The sequence below is a fragment of the Mesorhizobium sp. WSM4828 genome, from assembly GCF_055811175.1.
Map to the genome: position 1 here is coordinate 120,795 of NZ_JBVVQK010000008.1, position 17,654 is coordinate 138,448.

Consider the following 17,654-nt stretch of genomic DNA (forward strand, 5'->3'; position numbering starts at 1 on the left):
AAAAGGGGCCCTGCCTGCGCAGGACCCCAGGCTTTGTAACCGCGATTACTTCAGTTCTTCGGCCTTGATGTAGCCGGAGTCGACCACCAGTGCCTGGTAGTTCGACTTGTCGACATCATGCGGCGTCAACAGGATCGAGGGAACGACCTTGACGTCGTTGTTGTAGGTCTTGGTGTCGAGGCCTTCCGGCTTGCCGCCCGAGAGCACCTTGTCGACGAGTTCGACCGTCGCCTTGGCGAGTTCGCGGGTATCCTTGAACACGGTCGAGTACTGTTCGCCGGCGATGATCGCCTTGACCGAAGCGGTCTCGGCGTCCTGTCCGGTGACGATCGGCCATGGCTGATCGGCGGTGCCGTAGCCTACGGCGCGCAGCGAAGCGATGATGCCGCGCGACAGGCCGTCATAGGGCGAGAGCACGCCATCGACGCGGCTGCCGTCCGAATAGTTGGCGGAGAGCAGATTGTCCATGCGGGCCTGGGCGGTGGCGGCCAGCCAGCGCAGCGTGCCGACCTTGTCCATGCCCATCTGGCCGGACTTGATCTTGATCGAGCCGTCGTCGATCATCGGCTGCAGGACAGACATCGCACCATTGTAGAAGAAAAAGGCGTTGTTGTCGTCGGGCGAGCCGCCGAACAATTCGACGTTCCACGGTTTGGTGCTTGGGAAGCGCTCCTTGAGGCCCTTGACCAGGGAATTCGCCTGGATGACGCCGACGCCGAAATTGTCGAAGGTGGTGTAATAATCGACATTTGGCGTCTTCTTGATCAGGCGGTCGTAAGCGACGACGACGACGCCTGCGTCATTCGCCTTCTGCAGCGCATCGCCCATCGTGGTGCCGTCGATCGAAGCGATGATCAGCGCCTTCGGGCCCTTGGTGATTTCGTTTTCCAGCTGGCTGAGCTGGTTCGGAATGTCGTCCTGCGCGTATTGCAGGTCGACAGTGTAGCCCAGAGCCTCGAGCTGGGACTTGACGGCGTCGCCGTCGTTGATCCAGCGCTGCGAGGTCTTGGTAGGCATCAGCACGCCGATCAGGCCTTCGCCCGCCTGCGCCGGCAGCGTCATAGCCGCGATGCCTAGGGCCGCGACGGCGGCCAGTGTCTTGATAATCTTCACATTAACTCTCCCTGGTTGATGGACGCGTACCCTTGGGTTTCGTGGGCCGCGCAATCGTGCAGGAGCGCCAAACGCGCCGCTGCCGTCAATCGATCTCCGGTATCCTCCCAATCGGCCCCGAAACTCTGGTTTCAATCGATACGAGTTTTCCCTCGTCGCCGATCGTCAGGTATCAGGACGCGCGAAGGGTGTGTCGCTTTGCCATAACTGTCAAATGCGATCTTTGATGGTTGCTATATCGAAACCGATATGGCTAAAGCTAGTGGCGAGGCTGCCGGGTGATCAGCCGGGGCGGCCGGCGCAGAAGTAGGGAAAAATCATGGCGGCGCTGCGAAATCCTGGCGGAATATCAGCCGGTTACGATGAAATCCCGGGCGATGGCGGAACCTTGCTGCGCAGCGGCTTGAGCCTGCGTCACATGCGCATGATCGCGGCCCTCGACGAGCACGGGCGGGTGAGTGCCGCGGCCCAGGTCATGAACATCTCGCAGCCGGCGGCCTCGCGCATGATCGCCGAAATGGAGGCCGTGCTCGATGTCAAGCTCTGCGAAAGGCTGCCGCGCGGCATTACGCTGACGCCTTATGGCAAGGCGTTGGCACGGCGCGCGCGATCGATCCTGCTCGAGATGCGCGAGGTTGACCGCGAGATTTTCGAGCTCAAGGCGGGCAAGGGCGGCTCGGTGTTCCTGGGCGCGGTGACAGCACCGGCGATCGAGCTGGCGGTGCCGGCGATCCGTGAGATCCGGCGCCTCTATCCGCGCATCGAAATCACCATGCAGGTCGAGACCTCGAACGTGCTGGCGCGCGAGCTGATCGCCTCCCGCCACGATTTCATCATCGCCCGCATCCCAGACGACCTCAATCCGCGGCTGTTCGAAGCGCGAGTCATCGGCGTCGAGAAGGCCTGCCTGATCGTGCGCCGCGGCCACCCGCTGACCAAGGGCAAGGCGGTGCGGCTGGAAGACACCGCCGCCTATGACTGGGTCTTCCAGTCGGGCGGCTCGCCGCTGCGCCAGGCGATGGAAAGCAACTTCTTGAACCGCAACATCGCGCTGCCGGACCGCATCCTCAACACCAGTTCGCTGCTATTGACTCTGGTCATGGTCGCGCAATCCGACGCCATCGCGCCGGTGTCGGTCCAGGTCGCGAAGTTCATCCAGAACCCCGAAGGCCTGGCCGGCGCTATCGATGTCGTCCAGACTGAGTTCGACATCGAGGTCAGGCCTTACAGCCTGATCACGGTAAAGAACCGCGCGCTGTCACCGGCAGCCAAGATGCTGCACGATTTTATTTTGCGGGAGGTGGGCTGAGGGTTGGAGCGGGTAGCGGGCGCATTCCGTGGCCAGCCAGACGACCAGACGGGCCCGCCTGAGCGGCGCCGGTGCACGTTGGCAATACCGCGTGATGCTCAAAAAAAGCCCGCCAGCAGACGCCAGCGGGCCAAGGGTAGACTTTCCGGTTGGGGTCATTCGAGGCCCCGCCGACCCTCAATGTGAGATATTCCACGAACTGGCACATCGGCCAAACAGATGAAAGACGGCCAGCCGGCTGCAAAAAAATGCCTGTGAAGCCGCTGGTTTTCAGCCTGGCCAGAACAAGTGCAATGCACCGGGGCAAAAGCTGGAGCGGGTAGCGGGAATCGAACCCGCGCGTTCAGCTTGGGAAGCTGACAAGCTACCATTACATCATACCCGCGCTGGTTCCTCCGATATCATGGCCCGGCGCCGATGCGCAATCCGATTTGAGGCGCCGCCTTGATGCAGCGCGGGCGACTGCGTATTTCTTGGCATGTGCCCGAATCGCGGCACCCGACTGTGGAGACAGGCCCTTGTCCGCACTGAACCGCTTTCTCGGCGATACGCCGCTCCGGGTGATCCTGAAGCTGCTCGTGGTGTCGTTTCTCGTCGGCCTGGTCATGAACGCTTTCGGCTGGTCGCCGATGGACGTGCTTTACGGCATCCGCAAATTCTTCATCGACCTGTGGAATTTAGGCTTCCACGCCATCGACCGCTTCCTCGGCTACATCCTGCTCGGTGCCGCGATCGTCGTGCCGGCCTTCATCCTGCTCAGGATCGCTAACTACCGGAAGTGAATTTTCAGGCGTAGGCAGCGGCCACTTCGAACAGGATGGCATGGCGTGCGGCGAGTGCTGCGACATCGGTCGAATAGCCGCCGCCGATGACGCCGCACACCGGTATGCCAAGCGTGCGGAAATGGCGGATCACCATATCGTCGCGAGCGCGCAGCCCTTCATCCGTGAGCGACAACCTGCCGAGCCGGTCCTCGGCATGGACGTCGACCCCGGCATTATAGAAGACGAGGTCCCAGCGCCTTCGTGCCGACAGTTCCGGCAGAATGGCGCCGAGCCGCTCCAGATAGGCTGCATCGCCGGTGCCGTCGGGCAGGGCGACATCGAGGTTGGAGGCGATCTTGCGCGCGGGGTAGTTGCGGTCGCCATGCATGGAGAAGGTGAACACGCGCGGCTCGTCGTTCAGGATATCCGCCGTGCCATCGCCCTGATGCACGTCGAGATCGACGACCAGGATGTTTTGGGCAGCAGCTTCGGCGAGCAGCACCAGCGCAGCCACGGCCACGTCGTTGAAGGTGCAGAAGCCGGCGCCTTGCGCGCGCCGTGCATGATGGCTGCCGCCGGCGGTGTTGCAGGCGATGCCGTTGAGCAAAGCTAGCTGCGCCGCCAGCACCGTGCCGGCCGTGGCGAGCTGCGCCCTCAGCGAGACCCGCTGTCCAATAGGGAAACCGATCTCGCGCTCGATCTTCACCGGCACGTCGCAGGCGAGCACCTGGTCGACATAGTCGACCGAATGAGCAAGCTTCAGCCATGATGGCCGCGCCGCCTCCGGCATGTTGAGCGCTTCGGGCCGCGCCAGGCCGCGTGCCCGCAAGGCGTCCATCAGCAGCGGATATTTGCTCATCGGGAAGCGGTGGTTGACGGCGAAGCCGGCGTCGTAGTCGGGATGATGAACGATCTGCAAGGGCATGGGGCGGCCGGTGCGCCAGAGGCGGGTTTCGGTTGACCACAATGGGGTGGATGGTTGCGCGAGATCCGCAAACTGGGGCACATCGGCTAGCCGATCAAGCCGCAACAGGAAGCGACACGCGTTTGGAGCAGGCTTTACCCACCGAAGTCCACGCCACCGAAGCCAGGGCATTCGTCGTCACCAACCGCTCCGTGCTCGCCATCGCCGTGCCGATGACGCTTGCCTATCTGACGACGCCGTTGCTCGGAATTGTCGACACGGCGGTGGTTGGACAGTTCGGCGACGCCGCCCTTCTCGGCGGCCTGGCGGCCGGCGCCCTGATCTTCGATGTCGTTTTCACGACCTTCAACTTCCTGCGCTCCGGCACCACCGGCCTCGTCGCCCAGGCCTTCGGGCGCGGCGATGCGCTGGAGGAGCAGGCGGTGTTCTGGCGCGCCGTGCTGATCGCGGTCGTCGCCGGCGTCGTGCTTGCCGCGCTTGCGCCGCTGGTTTCCACCGCCGGGCAATGGTTCATCGGCGCCGAACCGCGCGTCAGCGCGGCGATGGACGTCTATATCCGCATCAGGATGCTCGCAGCACCGTTCTCGCTGATCAATTACGCCATCCTCGGTTACGTGCTGGGGCGCGGCGAAGGCGGGCTCGGGCTGATGCTGCAATTGATACTGAACGGCATCAACATCGCCCTCTGCTTCCTGCTTGGCCTGGAGCTCGGCTGGGGCGTTGCCGGCGTCGCCTGGGCGACGCTTACCGGCGAATTCGTCGCCATGCTGCTTGGTCTCGCCATCGTCGGCCGGCGCTTTTGGGCGGCGCCCAGGCTGCCGCGCCACCGCGTCCTCGATCTGCCGGCATTCCTGCGCATGATGTCGCTCAATCGCGATATCATGATCCGCTCCTTTTCGCTGCTCGCCGCCTTCGCGCTGTTCACGCGACAAGGCGCACAATTCGGCACTCTGACGCTGGCCGCCAACGCCGTGCTGATGAACCTCTTCCTGGTTGCCGGCTACTTCCTCGATGGTTTCGCCACCGCCGCCGAACAGCTCGCCGGGCGCGCCATCGGCGCCCGTGCCGCCACGGCGTTTGACCAGGCTGTGCGGCTGACGCTGCTTTGGGGGCTCGGGCTGGCGGGCGCGGCGACGCTCTTCTTCCTGCTGGAGGGCACCGATCTCGTCGCCCTGATCACGACCTCGACGGACGTTCGCACCATTGCCGATATCTACCTGCCGTGGGCGGCGTTCACCGCGCTCAGCGGCGCGCTGGCTTTCCAGATGGACGGGGTTTTCATCGGCGCGACATGGTCGCGCGACATGCGCAACATGATGCTGGTGTCATTCCTGGCGTTCAGCGCCGCGCTGCTGATCCTGGCGCCGGCCTTCGGCAATCACGGCTTGTGGGCGGCGTTGCATGTCTTCCTGCTGGTACGCGGCTTCAGCCTGCTCGCCATATTGCGGCTGCGGGTGCGAACGGCCTTTGGCTGATCGCTAAAGCGGTTTCGCCGCCCATTGATCGAGGCGGCTGTCGCGAAGCTCGCGCAGCGACTTCAGGCCTTGGCTGTCCATGAAACGGGCCATGCCGGAAAGAATGCGCCCCGGTAGCGCCGGCCCAGCATAGATCATGCCGGTATAGAGCTGGACGAGATCGGCGCCGGCACGGATCTTTTCCAGCGTCGTCTCGGCGGAATCGACGCCGCCGACGCCGATGACGGCAGGATCCCGGCCAAGCAGTTTCCGCATTTTTGCCAGCACGGTGGTTGAGCGCTCGAATAACGGTTTTCCCGAAAGCCCGCCGGCCTCGCCGGCAAAAGCGTTGCTGCGCAGTCCCGCCCGCGCGATCGTGGTGTTGGAGACGATGACGCCGTCTATTTTCTTCTCAGTGACCTCGGCGGCAATGTCCTCCAGCTCGCCCTCGACCAGATCCGGCGCGATCTTGAGGAAGACGGGCGGTTTTGCCGGTGCCGCCGCACGCGCAGCCATGACCCGCGACAGGAGCTCGCCAAGCTGTTCGCGCGCCTGCATGTTGCGCAGGCCCGGCGTGTTCGGCGAGGAGATATTGATTGTCAGATAGCTGGCGTATCGCGCGAACCGGATCACGCCGCGCTCATAATCGCCGACGCGGTCGGCGCTGTCCTTGTTGGCGCCGATGTTGATGCCGACGATGCCGGGGCGGCCTTTTCGGGCGGCAAGACGCTTCTCTGCGGCAGCGTGGCCTTCATTGTTGAAGCCCAGCCGGTTGATTACCGCCCCGTCCGAAGGCAGCCGGAAGATGCGTGGCTTCGGATTGCCCGTCTGCGGCAGCGGTGTGATGGTGCCGACCTCGGCGAAGCCGAAGCCGAGGCCGAGCAGCGCGTCCGGCACTTCGGCATTCTTGTCGTAACCCGCGGCCATGCCGAGCGGGTTCGGGAAGTCGAGCCCGCAAAGGCTGACCTTTAGCCTGTTGTCCTGCGGCGGGCGACCGGCGACCGGCAGACCGCATCTCAGCGCGGCAATCGACAGCCCATGCGCGGTTTCCGGATCGAGCGTGAACAGCAGTTTCTGGCCGATCCGGTCGAACGCGCTCATTCGGCCCCCACCGCCGGGAATTCATGCCGGCCGTCGGGGCCGAGCGGCAATGCCCGCACCGAGACGACCGCATCGAGGCCGAGCCCGCCATAGAGATGCGGGAACAAGGCGGCGCCGCGCGAGACCTCATATTTCAGCGCATCGCCGAGGCGCGCGCTGTCGACGGCAACCAGCAGCAACCCGGCCTGGCCGGCGAAATGTTTTGCTGCCGTTTCCCGGACCTGCCCGGCGGTGGAAAAATGGATGAAGCCGTCGGCGACGTCGATCGGCGCGCCGGTGAAGCGGCCTTCTCTTTCGGCCTCGCGCCACAGCGCCTCGGGAACTATCTTGTAGATGATCTCGGACATCGTTGCGCTATAGTCCGAACAGGCCATGCGGGGAAGGGGCAAGCGGGTTTCGCAGGCTCCGAACTCTTCCCCATTTCAGGCGCAAACATGTGATAGATTGAGCCAACCGGCTCATGGAGGAAAACATGCGTCTGAAACACGTTTTGATCCCCGCAGCACTGATCTCGCTTGTCGCGGCGTCGGCCTTTTCCGAGGAGGCCGATCGCTACCGGCTGGAAAAATCGGCCAATGGCTATGTGCGCATGGATACGCAAACCGGCGCCATGTCGCTCTGCGAGGAGCGCTCCGGTCAGCTTGTCTGCAAGACCGCGGCCGACGAACGTGCCGCCTTCCAGGATGAGGTCGACCGGCTGAAAAATTCGGTGAAGGCGCTCGACGAACGCGTCGCCAAGCTCGAAAATTCGCTCGCCGCGCGTTTCGAATCGACTTTGCCCAGCGAGGAGGATTTCAACAAGACGATGGGCTACATGGAGCGCTTCCTGCGCAGCTTTATGGACATCGTCAAGGACATGGACAAGGACGAAGACGGCGCCAAGCCCAATTCGCAAAAGACCTAGGCAATTCGCAAAAAAGACCTGGGGCGGGAATAGCAAGCCGGCCACGCCGAACAGCAGGCGTTGCGTTATGATCGTTCAGATCCTGCAAGGCGGAAAATCGCCAACGGGATTCGGGGAGGGATATCACCGTTGGGCTACACATTCGTCATTGCCGACGATCATCCGCTTTTTCGCGGTGCATTGAGGGAGGCACTCGCGGGCATCGGCGACGTTGCCGCCATTCACGAGGCCGGCGATTTCGAAAGCGCCAAGGCGCTGGTCCTGGCCAATGAGGATGTCGATCTGGTGCTGCTCGATCTCTCGATGCCGGGCGCAAGCGGTCTTTCCGGCCTGATTTCGTTGCGCGGCATCCATCCGGCGGTGCCGATGATGGTGGTCTCGGCGCATGACGATCCGGTGACGATCCGGCGCGCGCTCGATCTCGGCGCCTCCGGCTTCATCTCCAAATCGGCCAGCATGGAGGAGATCCGCAATGCGGTGCAGTCGGTGCTCGCAGGTGATATCGCCGCACCCGCCGGGGTCGATCTCGGCGTCGAGCGCGATCCCGAGATTTCCGACCTGATCAAGCGGCTGCAGGCGCTGACTCCACAGCAGACGCGCGTGCTTGGCATGCTGGCGGAAGGGCTGCTCAACAAGCAGATCGCCTATGAGCTCGGGGTCTCCGAAGCGACGATCAAAGCGCATGTCTCGGCCATCCTGCAGAAGCTCGGCGTCGACAGCCGCACTCAGGCGGTCATCCTTTTGTCCAAGATCGGCAGCGACCCGTTGCAGACGGCCGGCTGATTCCTATTCGGCCGCCGGCGCCAGCGGCCTGACCCTGGCCATCATCGAGCGCAGCATCGCCGGTTTCAGCGGTTTGCTGATCACCGGTACGTCGAGCCTGCCGGCAGCGGCGCGAACCTCGCTGGAGCGGTCGGCGGTGACCAGCACGGCCGGCAGGTCCTCGCCATGGATCGCACGCAACTGGGCGATCAATTCGAGGCCGGTCCTGTTGTCGAGATGATAGTCGGCAAGCACGATGTCCGGCCGATGCATGCCGGACCTGTCGAGGTCCTCCGCGCCGGAAAGCGTGTCGACGCTGCAGCCCCAGCCCTCGAGCAGGAGCCGCATGCCGTCGAGGATGCGGGCGTCGTTGTCGATGCAGAGCACATTGAGCCCGGCAAGCGAGGCCGCGGCACGGGCAGGGGGCTTCGCCTCGGCCTCCCGCCGCGGTGCCTGCACGGCTGCCACCGGCAGCAGCACGGAAAAGCGTGTGCCCTTGCCGGGGTTGGAGAAGATGCGGATTTCGAGCCGCAGGACGCGGGCGATGCGGTCGACGATGGAGAGCCCCAGGCCGAGGCCTTCCGCCTCGCGAGCGCCCTCGTCCAGCCGGGTGAATTCGCGAAACACGGTGTTCAGCTTGTCGCCGGCAATGCCGATGCCGGTGTCGATCACCTGGATCTCGGCCAGTTCGCCGCGCCGCCGCACGCCGACCAGGATGCGGCCATGGCGCGTATACTTGATGGCGTTTGAGACCAGGTTCTGGATCAGCCGGCGCAGCAGATTGCGGTCCGTCATGACGCTGAGCGACGACGGCATGATCGAGAGCTCGAGTTTCTTTTCGGCGGCAAGCGGCCGGAAGTCGTTGCCGATCTGGCGCAGCAGCCCGTCGAGGCCGAAGCTCGTATCGTCCGGCTTCATCGCGCCGGCGTCGAGGCGCGAAATGTCGAGCACCGCGCCGAGGATGGTCTCGACCGATTCCAGCGACGATTCGATGTTCATCGCCGCCTTGCCGGCAGGTCCCTTGCCGGTCTTCTCGATCAGCGACGAGCAATAAAGGCGGGCGGCGTTCAGCGGCTGCAGGATGTCGTGGCCGGCGGCAGCGAGGAAGCGGGTCTTGCCGAGATTGGCCTCCTCAGCCAGCATCTGCGCCTGCGCCAGCTCCTCATTGACGCGGGTGAGCTCGGCGGTGCGGCTCTTCACTCGCTGTTCCAGCGATTCGTTCGCGCGCTTCAGCGCCAGATCCTGCTCGACGCGTCCGGAAATGTCGGCATAGGTGGCGACGATGCCGCCGTCCGGCATCGGATTGGAGCGCAATTCGAGGATGCGCCCGCTGGTCTTCAGCTCCATCTGCCATGGGCTGACGAAGCTGGTCAGGCGGTTGAGCATGGTGACGCGTTGGTCTGCCGGTATGTCGCCGCGCTCGGCAAGGTGGCGCAGGATACGATCGAGTGAGACACCGACCTGGCCCATCTCGTCGGGCAGGTCGAACAGCGCCCGGTATTGGCGGTTCCAGCAGATCAACCGGAAATCGCGGTCGAAGACAGTGATGCCCTGTTCCATCTGGTCGAGCGCGATCTGCAGCAGGTCGCGATTGTGCTGCAGCGCCTCGGTGGCGTCATCGAGCAGGCGGAAGGCGTCCTTGGATTCGCGATCGTTGCGGCGCAGCAGCAGCGACAGGATCAGCCGCGCCGAGGAGGAGCCGACGGCACTGGCCAGAAGCTGTTCGGAGAAGCGGATGACATCCATGCTGGCCTGTTCGTTGCCGTGCAGTGAAGTGCCGCTGCTCTTCTCGAACGATTGGAAGGACCGCTCGGTGCGTTCGACACCGAGATAGCGCGCGATCGTGTCCTTGAGGTCGTTGACGGTGATGGTGGTGCGGAAGCGGCGCAGGCTCGGCAGCGGCCCCGCCTCGCGCGGCACGAAGATCGATGCCTGGATGCGCTCCAGCGGCACCGACGCACGCGACAGTGAGCCGAACACAAAAAACAGCGTGTTGATCGACAGGCTCCACAGCACGCCATGGTTCAGCGGCTCGGCGACGGTGCCGAAAAGAGCCTGCGGCCGCAATGCATCCAAGCCGAACAGGCCGTGGACGAGGATGCCGGTATCGGGCGCGGCGAGCGACGGAAGCAGCAGCGTGTAGCTCCAGACGACGATGCCGGCAACCATGCCAAGCGCGGCACCCCGGCCGTTGGCGCCGCGCCAGACCAGGCCGCCGATCATTGCCGGCGCGAACTGCGCGATCGCGGCGAACGACATCAGGCCGATCGAGGACAGCCGCGCGCTGTTGGTGCTCTCGCGGTAGTAGAGAAAGGCGATGAACAGCATAATGAAGATCGCCGCCCGCCGTACATTGAGGATGAGCGTCGACCAGTCCTCGCTCTCTGAGGTCGTGGTCCGCAGCAGCCGGCGCACGAACAGCGGAATGATCAGGTCGTTGGAGATCATGATCGACAGCGCGACGCTTTCGACGATCACCATTGCGGTCGCCGCCGACAGGCCGCCGATGAAGGCGGCCATGGCCAGAACGTCGTGGCCGCTGAACAGTGGCAATGACAGCACATAGAGGTCGCTGCTGGTTCTGCTGCCGACCAGTTCCAGGCCGGCCAATGCGATCGGCAGCACGAACAGGTTGATTGCCACCAGATAGAGCGGAAACACCCATGTCGCGGTGCGCAGCTCGGCCTCGCTGCGGTTTTCGACGATGGTGACGTAGAACTGGCGCGGCAGCATGAGGATGGCAAAGCCGCTCAGGCATGTCAGCACCAGCCAGGTGGCGAGCGAGGTGTTGTAGCCCATCGCCTGGCGCACCTGCGTGTTTACGGCGAGCCGGTCGAATATATCGCCTGGCCCGCCGAATATCAGAAACGTGACCATTAGGCCGATCGCCAGGAAGGCGGCGAGCTTGACCACGGTTTCGACCGCCACAGCCAGCACCAGCCCGTCCTGATGCTCGGTGGCATCGGCATGGCGCGTGCCGAACAGCACCGCAAACAGCGCCAGCAGCATGGCCACGACCAGCGAGATGTCGCTGACGAACGGATCGAACGACGGGGGCGAGCCGGTATAGTGCTCGACCATCAGGCTGACCGAGCCGGAGATTGCCTTCAATTGCAGCGCGATATACGGCACGGCGCCGATGGTCGCGATCAGCGTAGCGATCGCCGCGACAGCGAAGCTCTTGCCGTAGCGGGCACCGAGAAAGTCGGCGATCGAGGTGATCTTCTCGGTCTTGGCCAGCCTGACGATGCGCTGCAGCAGCGGAAAGCCGAACACGAACACCAGAACCGGTCCGATGTAGATGCCGAGGAACTCGAGGCCGCGCTCGGAGGACAGGCCGACCGAGCCGAAGAAGGTCCAGGAGGTGCAATAAATTGCGAGGCTGAGCGCGTAGATGAAGGGCCGGGCGCGGCCAGGCCCGGATGAAGTCGAGCGGCGGTCGCCCAGGCTGGCGATGACGAACAGCAACGTCACATAGGCGATCGCGATGATGACGATGAACCAGCCCTGCACGCCTCGAACTTCCTCCCTGCGCCGGCTTTTTCATCCGGCCTTGCAGACGCAATCACAGCTTGGCGATCGAGTCCATCGCGGCTTTCGGCGTATTATATCGGCTGCGTCGGGCAATCGTGACCGGCTGAAACCAGCTTTTGCTCCTGTTGCAACCGCAGGTTTTTGCTATTCTGCCGGCCAGTCGATGCCGGAGGAGCGGGCGGCAGAACGGCCGTTCAGGACAAGGAGGAGTCGAATGCTGAAAGAGTTTCAGGAATTCATTTCCAGGGGCAATGTGATGGACCTGGCCGTCGCTGTCATCATTGGCGCTGCCTTCGGCAAGATCGTTACCTCGCTGGTCGACGACATTATCATGCCTATTGTTGGCGCGATCTTCGGAGGACTGGACTTCAACAACTACTTCATACCCCTGTCTTCTGCGGTGAATGCAACCTCGCTGGCTGACGCAAAGAAACAGGGCGCGGTCTTCGCCTACGGCAGCTTCATCACCGTGGCGTTGAATTTCCTCATCCTCGCCTTCATTATCTTCATGATGGTCAAGGCGGTGAACAATCTGCGCCAGCGGCTGGAGCGCGAGAAACCGGCCGCCCCGGCCGCTCCGCCGCCGGCCGACGTCGCGCTGCTCACTGAAATTCGCGATCTCCTCGCCAGAAAGTAGCGCCTGCGGCAACTTTCTGGACCAAAACCCCGGTCGCTTGCGGCCGGGGTTTTCTGTTTTCGTCCGCCCTGAAACACGCTAGCAGTCGAGCAAACGAAAACGGACCCATCCATGACCCTGATCGATACTCTGCGCGCCGAAGCGCGGGCGGCGCCTGAAAGCGGCATTGTCGCCGTCATGAACCGCGGCCGCGGCCGCGACGGCATGATCCCGCTTTGGGCCGGCGAGGGCGACCTGCCGACGCCTGCCTTCATCACCGATGCCGCCGCCAAGTCGCTGGCCGCCGGCGAGACCTTCTACACCTGGCAGCGGGGCATTCCCGAACTCAGGCAGGCGCTCGCCCGCTATTACACCAGGCATTTCGGCAAGACTTTCGCCGACGAGGAATTCATCGTCACCGGCTCCGGCATGCATGCCATCCAGATGGCCATCGACGCGGTGGCCGGCAAGGGCGACGAACTCGTCTACCTGTCGCCGGCATGGCCGAACTTCGCCGCCGCCGCCGGGGTGGCCGGCGCCGTGCCAGTCGCGGTCACGCTCGACCAGTCGGGCAATGGCTGGTCCTGCGATGTCGACAAGATCGCAGCGGCGATCACGCCGCGGACCAAGGCGCTGTTCGTCAACACGCCGTCCAACCCGACCGGCTGGACCGCCGACAGGGAAACGCTGCAGGCGATCCTCGGTCTTGCCCGCGAAAGAGGCCTGTGGATCATCGCCGACGAGATCTACTCGCTGTTCCATTACGGCCATGGCCGCGCGCCCTCCTTCATCGACATCATGGCCGATGAGGATCGGATCCTGTTCGTCAATTCCTTTTCCAAGAACTGGGCGATGACCGGCTGGCGCATCGGCTGGATCAAGATCCATCCCGCCTTGCAGCAGGTGTTCGAGAACCTGGTCCAGTATTCGACTTCCGGAGTTGCGCAGTTCATGCAGCGAGGCGCCGTCGTTGCCCTCGATGAGGGCGACGCCTTCATCGTCGAGCAGGTGGAGCGGGCGAGGGTGGCGCGCGACCTGGTCTGCGGCATTCTCGCCGAAACCGGCAGGGCGCGGTTCACCGTGCCGCAGGGCGCATTCTATCTATTCTTCGCGGTCGACGGCATCACCGATTCCCGCGCTGCCGCTTTCGACATGGTCGACCGCGCCAATGTCGGCCTGGCTCCCGGCACCGCCTTCGGCCCCGGCGGCGAAGCCTTCCTCAGGCTGTGCTTCCACCGCCGCCTCGACCAGCTCGAAGAAGCCGCGCACCGGCTGGCGAAATGGATGAAGACTGTGTGAGCTGCCTCGAAGCCCGAGTTTCAACTCGGGCTTCAGCCGCCCGACTTCGGCACCAGCAGCGGTATGATGCGGTCGCTTTTGGCCACCGAAGGCCGGCCGGCCGAACCGTAGGGAATCCCCAACGCGTCCCATGTCTCGACCAGCGCGTCCTGCAGGGACGCAATCAGCGCGTCCGAATGGAACGGTGTCGGCGTAATGCGCAGCCGTTCGGTGCCGCGCGGCACTGTCGGGTAGTTGATCGGCTGGATGTAGATGCCGTGCACACCGAGCAGGCGGTCGCTGGCCATCTTGCAGAGCTCGGGATCGCCGACCAGAAGCGGCACGATGTGGGTAGGCGACTCCATCACCGGCAGGCCGGCTGCGGCCAGCACTTGCTTGGTCCGTGTCGCCTGGCGCAGCTGCGCGTCGCGCTCGGCCTGGGAGCGCTTGAGATGGCGGATCGAGGTGGTTGCCGCGGCAGCGATCGCCGGCGGCAACGCCGTGGTGAAGATGAAGCCCGGCGCATAGGAGCGCACCGCGTCGATTACCGCAGTATTGCCGGCGATGTAGCCGCCAAGCGTGCCGAACGCCTTGGCCAGCGTGCCCTCGATGATGTCGATGCGGTCGGCCAGCCCCTCGCGCTCGGTGATGCCGCCGCCGCGCGGCCCGTACATGCCGACGGCGTGGACCTCGTCGATGTAGGTCATGGCGTTGTAACGCTCGGCGAGATCGACGATCTGCTTGATCGGCGCGATGTCGCCGTCCATCGAATAGACGCTCTCGAAGACGATCAGCTTGGCGCGCTCGCGGCCGGCAGTCTGCAGCAGGCTTTCGAGATGCGCGACGTCGTTATGGCGGAAGATCTTCTTCTCGGAGCCCGAGCGCCGCACGCCCTCGATCATCGAAGCGTGGTTGAGCTCGTCCGAGATGATCAGGCAATTGGGAAGCAGCTTTGCAATGGTCGAGATCGACGCCTCGTTGGAAACGAAGCCGGAGGTGAAAACCAGTGCCGCTTCCTTGTCGTGCAGGTCGGCCAGCTCCAGTTCGAGCTCGACCAGCGGGTTGCTGGTGCCGGAAATGTTGCGGGTGCCGCCGGCTCCCGAGCCCATCTTGCCTGCCGCCTTCTGGAACGCGGCAATGACGTCGGGATGTTGGCCCATGCCGAGATAGTCGTTGGAGCACCAGACGGTGATTTCCTCGGCGCGGCCATTGGCACGCCAGATGGCGCGTGGGAATTTCCCCACGATACGTTCAAGGTCGGCGAAGACGCGGTAGCGACGCTCTGCATGGAGCTGGTCGATCGCTTCCTCGAAAAACCGCTGATAGTTCATGTCGCCTTCCCAGTTTTGCGCGGGATCATAGTCATTGGCCCATTCGTCGTCCACCTGGCCTTTTTGGTCAAAATGCCACGCCCCGAGCCTGTTCCTAACGACCACGGAACGTGGCCTATTCCCTTGATGTGGATCAATCTTGTTTCAGGACAATGCCACGCGCCAATGAGACCGGTTACCGCAGGTTCTAATGGCTTGGCGGCAGATTTTCCAGTAAGGCGACGATTGAGACAGTTCCGATAAATCATGAATAGCGAGGATGCGGATGACGGTTTTGGTGACAGGCGGGGCCGGCTATATCGGTAGCCATATGGTCTGGGAATTGCTGGACACGGGTGACAGCGTCGTCGTCCTCGACCGGCTTTCCACCGGCTTTGAATGGGCCGTGGCCCCGGAAGCAAAGCTCGTCGTCGGCGACGTCGCCGACAGGGAACTGGTCGCCTCGATCATCCGCGACAATAAGGTCGACGCGATCATCCATTTCGCCGGCTCGATCGTGGTCCCCGAATCGGTCGCCGACCCGCTTGCCTATTACGAGAACAACACCTGCAAGACACGCACCTTGATCGAGACCGCGGTGCGCGAAGGCGTGCCCAATTTCATCTTTTCCTCGACCGCCGCCGTCTATGGCGGCGCGGGCCTGGAGCCGGTGCGCGAGGATGCCCGGCTTGCGCCGGAATCGCCCTACGGCCTGTCCAAGCTGATGAGCGAATGGATGCTGCGCGACGCGGCGATTGCCCATGGGTTGCGCTATACGGCGTTGCGCTATTTCAACGTCGCCGGCGCCGATCCGAAGGGCCGCACCGGCCAGTCGACGCCCGGTGCCACGCATCTGATCAAGGTCGCTTGCGAGACGGCGCTCGGCAAGCGGCCGTTCATGCAGGTGTTCGGCACCGACTATCCGACGCCGGACGGCACCTGCATGCGCGACTATATCCACGTCAGCGACCTGGCGGCGGCGCATCGGCTGGCGCTGCAGCGGCTGCGTGCCGGCGGATCGAGCCTGGTCGCCAATTGCGGCTACAGCCACGGCTATTCGGTGCTCGAGGTCATCGACAGCGTCCGCCGCGTCTTCGGCCATGATTTCGACGTGCGGATGGGCGATCGCCGCGCCGGTGACGCCGCCGCGGTGGTCGCCAATTCGGAGCTGGCGCGCGGCGAACTCGGCTGGACCCCGCAGCGCGACAACCTCGACCAGATCGTTGCCGATGCGCTCGCCTGGGAGCGCATCCTGACCAGCAAGAATTCGGCTCTGGGGTGAAGTGGGGTCTCCGCAACGGTTGGTTCAGCGCGCCGGGGGGGCGGAATGAAAATCCTGGTGCTTGGAGCCGGCGTCGTCGGTACGGCGGCGGCCTATTATTTAGCCAGGGACGGCCATGAAGTGACGGTGATCGAGCGCCATCCGGCGGCGGCGCGCGGCACCAGCCGGTCGAATGCCGGCCTGGTGTCGCCCGGCGACGCCACCGCCTGGGCCTCGCCCGCCGCGCTGAAGACGTTCCTGCGTGGCCTCTATAACCACGATCTCGGCATCAAGGTGCGGCTGCGCTTCGATCCGTATTTTTTCGCCTGGAGCCTGCGATTCCTGCGCCAGTGCACGCATAAGCGCATGCGCGCCAACACCGACGTCAAGTTGCGTCTGGCGCTCTATTCGCGCGACTGCATCAACGCCATCTCGGCCGAAACCGGCATCCATTATGACGAGCGCAAGAAAGGTATTCTGTATTTCTTCCGCTCGCAGCAGAGCTTTGATACCGGCACCGACAATTACCGCTATCTCGGCGAACACGGCCTGCCGATCGAGATCGTCGGCCGCGACCGGCTGGTCGAGCTCGAGCCGGGCCTCGCCGGCGCCAAGGACAAGATTGCCGGTGGCGTCTATTCGCCGATCGACCAGACCGGCGACTCCAGCCAATTCACGCAGCGCCTCGCTGCCTATGCCGCCGAGAAACTCGGCGTCCAGTTCCTCTACGGCACCACTGTCGAAGGCCTCGACATCGACAGCGGCCGCGTGCGCGCGGTGATGACCTCGGCCGGCCCGGTGCCTGGCGACGCCGTGGTCATCTCGATGGGGCCGGAGAGCGGCCTGCTCGGCCGCCGCTACGGCATCGACCTGCCCGTCTATCCCGTGAAGGGCTATACCGTGACTGTTCCGCTGGAAGATGAAAGCAAGGGGCCGATCATGGGTGGCGCCGACGAGGACCGGCTGATCGGCTATTCCAGGCTGGGAAATCGGCTGCGGATGTCCTCGACGGCGGAGTTCACCGGTTTCGAACGCACGTTCAAGCCCCGCGATTTCAACTCGATCCTGAACACCGGCAAGGACCTGTTCCCCGGCGCCTTCGACGAGAGCAGGGCCGAGCTCTGGGCTGGACTTCGCCCGATGATGCCGAACTCCGTGCCGGTCATCGGCCGGGCGCGGTACGACAATCTCTACCTCGACACCGGCCACGGCCATCTCGGCTGGACCATGGCCTGCGGCTCGGGAAAGTTCCTCGCCGACGTGGTCGCCGGCCGCAAGCCGGAGATCGATCCGCAAGGATTGCTCTACGCGGGCTAGGCATCT

At 64.0% G+C, this 17,654-nt stretch carries 15 protein-coding genes and 1 tRNA gene; 9 read left to right on the forward strand and 7 right to left on the reverse strand.

Annotated elements, in window-relative coordinates; all coding sequences use genetic code 11:
• Positions 1–45: 45 nt before the first annotated feature.
• Complete coding sequence (gene chvE, locus AC0L2X_RS11995) at positions 46–1,113, reverse strand: multiple monosaccharide ABC transporter substrate-binding protein (protein WP_352488234.1); 1,068 nt, start codon at positions 1,111–1,113, stop codon at positions 46–48.
• Positions 1,114–1,432: 319 nt separating this feature from the next.
• Here chvE and AC0L2X_RS12000 point away from each other — a divergent pair, with 319 nt between their 5' ends.
• A complete protein-coding gene (locus tag AC0L2X_RS12000; RefSeq protein WP_352488235.1) occupies positions 1,433–2,422 on the forward strand; it encodes a LysR family transcriptional regulator in 990 nt (329 codons plus the stop codon).
• A gap of 311 nt (positions 2,423–2,733) precedes the next feature.
• Here the strand turns inward: AC0L2X_RS12000 and AC0L2X_RS12005 are convergent.
• Positions 2,734–2,807: transfer RNA gene (locus tag AC0L2X_RS12005), tRNA-Gly, on the reverse strand.
• A 133-nt stretch (positions 2,808–2,940) separates the two neighbouring features.
• Between AC0L2X_RS12005 and AC0L2X_RS12010 the strand changes: the two genes are divergently transcribed.
• On the forward strand, positions 2,941–3,204 hold the full coding sequence (locus AC0L2X_RS12010) for a DUF6460 domain-containing protein (protein WP_023677362.1): 264 nt from the start codon (positions 2,941–2,943) through the stop codon (positions 3,202–3,204).
• 4 nt (positions 3,205–3,208) lie between these two features.
• Here AC0L2X_RS12010 and AC0L2X_RS12015 read toward each other — a convergent pair whose 3' ends face one another.
• Positions 3,209–4,111: a histone deacetylase family protein gene (locus tag AC0L2X_RS12015; RefSeq protein WP_473556278.1), complete on the reverse strand. Its 903-nt coding sequence runs from the start codon at positions 4,109–4,111 to the stop codon at positions 3,209–3,211.
• A gap of 50 nt (positions 4,112–4,161) precedes the next feature.
• Between AC0L2X_RS12015 and AC0L2X_RS12020 the strand changes: the two genes are divergently transcribed.
• Positions 4,162–5,586 (forward strand): MATE family efflux transporter, encoded by a 1,425-nt coding sequence (locus AC0L2X_RS12020; protein WP_473556443.1) that lies wholly within the window; start codon positions 4,162–4,164, stop codon positions 5,584–5,586.
• Positions 5,587–5,589: 3 nt separating this feature from the next.
• Here AC0L2X_RS12020 and AC0L2X_RS12025 read toward each other — a convergent pair whose 3' ends face one another.
• Positions 5,590–6,666 (reverse strand): quinone-dependent dihydroorotate dehydrogenase, encoded by a 1,077-nt coding sequence (locus AC0L2X_RS12025; RefSeq protein ID WP_473556276.1) that lies wholly within the window; start codon positions 6,664–6,666, stop codon positions 5,590–5,592.
• Positions 6,663–7,013, reverse strand: a complete 351-nt coding sequence (locus AC0L2X_RS12030; protein WP_473556274.1) for a DUF952 domain-containing protein — start codon at positions 7,011–7,013, stop codon at positions 6,663–6,665. Before AC0L2X_RS12030 ends, AC0L2X_RS12025 begins: the two co-directional genes overlap by 4 nt.
• A 125-nt stretch (positions 7,014–7,138) precedes the next feature.
• Between AC0L2X_RS12030 and AC0L2X_RS12035 the strand changes: the two genes are divergently transcribed.
• Together AC0L2X_RS12035 and AC0L2X_RS12040 are read left to right on the forward strand one after the other, a co-directional pair.
• Entirely contained in the window at positions 7,139–7,570 is a 432-nt protein-coding gene (locus AC0L2X_RS12035; RefSeq protein ID WP_473556272.1) for a hypothetical protein, read from the forward strand.
• A 120-nt stretch (positions 7,571–7,690) separates the two neighbouring features.
• Positions 7,691–8,353 (forward strand): response regulator, encoded by a 663-nt coding sequence (locus AC0L2X_RS12040; protein WP_473556440.1) that lies wholly within the window; start codon positions 7,691–7,693, stop codon positions 8,351–8,353.
• A 3-nt stretch (positions 8,354–8,356) separates the two neighbouring features.
• Here the strand turns inward: AC0L2X_RS12040 and AC0L2X_RS12045 are convergent, their stop codons facing one another.
• A complete protein-coding gene (locus AC0L2X_RS12045) occupies positions 8,357–11,845 on the reverse strand; it encodes a PAS domain-containing hybrid sensor histidine kinase/response regulator (protein WP_473556269.1) in 3,489 nt (1,162 codons plus the stop codon).
• Positions 11,846–12,080: 235 nt separating this feature from the next.
• On the opposite strand from AC0L2X_RS12045, the gene mscL reads away from it, so the two are divergent.
• Positions 12,081–12,503: a large conductance mechanosensitive channel protein MscL gene (mscL, locus tag AC0L2X_RS12050; protein WP_473556439.1), complete on the forward strand. Its 423-nt coding sequence runs from the start codon at positions 12,081–12,083 to the stop codon at positions 12,501–12,503.
• Between the two features lie 111 nt (positions 12,504–12,614).
• Positions 12,615–13,781 carry a pyridoxal phosphate-dependent aminotransferase gene (locus AC0L2X_RS12055; RefSeq protein WP_473556268.1) on the forward strand — a complete coding sequence of 389 codons (1,167 nt, stop codon included), beginning with the start codon at positions 12,615–12,617 and terminating at the stop codon, positions 13,779–13,781.
• Positions 13,782–13,813: 32 nt separating this feature from the next.
• On the opposite strand, the gene hemA is transcribed toward AC0L2X_RS12055, so the two are convergent.
• Positions 13,814–15,091, reverse strand: a complete 1,278-nt coding sequence (hemA, locus tag AC0L2X_RS12060; protein ID WP_473556265.1) for a 5-aminolevulinate synthase — start codon at positions 15,089–15,091, stop codon at positions 13,814–13,816.
• A 265-nt stretch (positions 15,092–15,356) separates the two neighbouring features.
• Between hemA and galE the strand changes: the two genes are divergently transcribed.
• Together galE and AC0L2X_RS12070 are read left to right on the forward strand one after the other, a co-directional pair.
• The gene (gene galE / locus AC0L2X_RS12065) at positions 15,357–16,352 is read left to right on the forward strand and encodes a UDP-glucose 4-epimerase GalE (protein WP_352516604.1); all 996 of its coding nucleotides are present in this window, start codon (positions 15,357–15,359) and stop codon (positions 16,350–16,352) included.
• 45 nt (positions 16,353–16,397) lie between these two features.
• Entirely contained in the window at positions 16,398–17,648 is a 1,251-nt protein-coding gene (locus AC0L2X_RS12070) for a D-amino acid dehydrogenase (RefSeq protein WP_473556263.1), read from the forward strand.
• The last annotated feature ends 6 nt before the right edge of the window (positions 17,649–17,654 follow it).

Excerpts from the sequence above, each read along its gene's own strand:
- AC0L2X_RS12000 (WP_352488235.1), top strand. The coding sequence starts at position 1,433 with ATGGCGGCGCTGCGAAATCCTGGCGGAATATCAGCCGGTTACGATGAA.
- AC0L2X_RS12015 (WP_473556278.1), bottom strand. The coding sequence starts at position 4,111 with ATGCCCTTGCAGATCGTTCATCATCCCGACTACGACGCCGGCTTCGCC.
- AC0L2X_RS12020 (WP_473556443.1), top strand. The coding sequence starts at position 4,162 with ATGGTTGCGCGAGATCCGCAAACTGGGGCACATCGGCTAGCCGATCAA.
- AC0L2X_RS12025 (WP_473556276.1), bottom strand. The coding sequence starts at position 6,666 with ATGAGCGCGTTCGACCGGATCGGCCAGAAACTGCTGTTCACGCTCGAT.
- AC0L2X_RS12030 (WP_473556274.1), bottom strand. The coding sequence starts at position 7,013 with ATGTCCGAGATCATCTACAAGATAGTTCCCGAGGCGCTGTGGCGCGAG.
- AC0L2X_RS12035 (WP_473556272.1), top strand. The coding sequence starts at position 7,139 with ATGCGTCTGAAACACGTTTTGATCCCCGCAGCACTGATCTCGCTTGTC.
- mscL (WP_473556439.1), top strand. The coding sequence starts at position 12,081 with ATGCTGAAAGAGTTTCAGGAATTCATTTCCAGGGGCAATGTGATGGAC.
- AC0L2X_RS12055 (WP_473556268.1), top strand. The coding sequence starts at position 12,615 with ATGACCCTGATCGATACTCTGCGCGCCGAAGCGCGGGCGGCGCCTGAA.
- hemA (WP_473556265.1), bottom strand. The coding sequence starts at position 15,091 with ATGAACTATCAGCGGTTTTTCGAGGAAGCGATCGACCAGCTCCATGCA.
- galE (WP_352516604.1), top strand. The coding sequence starts at position 15,357 with ATGACGGTTTTGGTGACAGGCGGGGCCGGCTATATCGGTAGCCATATG.
- AC0L2X_RS12070 (WP_473556263.1), top strand. The coding sequence starts at position 16,398 with ATGAAAATCCTGGTGCTTGGAGCCGGCGTCGTCGGTACGGCGGCGGCC.